The organism is Tamlana crocina, assembly GCF_012037625.1.
In genome coordinates, this window is record NZ_JAAVJS010000210.1 from 1 (window position 1) to 470 (window position 470).

The following is a 470-nucleotide window of genomic DNA, read 5'->3' on the forward strand; positions in this document are numbered from 1 at the left end:
TAAAATCATCGGCTTTCATGATGCTGTCGAACTCCACCTGTTCTACCTCATCCACCTCTCTTAAAAGATTTTCGGCTTCCTTTTGCAGATGGGAATCTATATCACCATACAACATCATACTGTTGTAGAAGAATTCCTTACTTCCTCTGTCTGTAAGCATGCTGATCTGCAGGTCCAGCTCTTCCCGTTTTTCCCTGAAGATATGTGACAGAGCAGGATCGTCAATATCTTCCATTTTTAGGTTGTATAATTTCCTTTTTAGAACATCGGGGTCAAAGGGAAGTAAGCGGTAGTGGTAGTTGAGGACCTGTTCATAATTGGATTCAAAAAAGGTTTCTTTGATCTGCCTTATATTCGCAGGCGAAACCAGCCACAGGAATTGATAGGAAGTTTCAATTTCACTCAATTGCCGGTCGATTTCCAGAACATTTTCCTGCAGACTTTTTTGACCTAAGGCCTGATAACTTTTT

Annotated in this window: 1 protein-coding gene; it reads right to left on the minus strand. The window is 40.9% G+C overall.

Translation table 11 applies throughout. The features are described 5' to 3' along the window. A partial coding sequence (locus tag HC176_RS16360) for a tyrosine/phenylalanine carboxypeptidase domain-containing protein (RefSeq protein WP_167920065.1) occupies positions 1-470 on the minus strand: 470 nt, incomplete at both ends.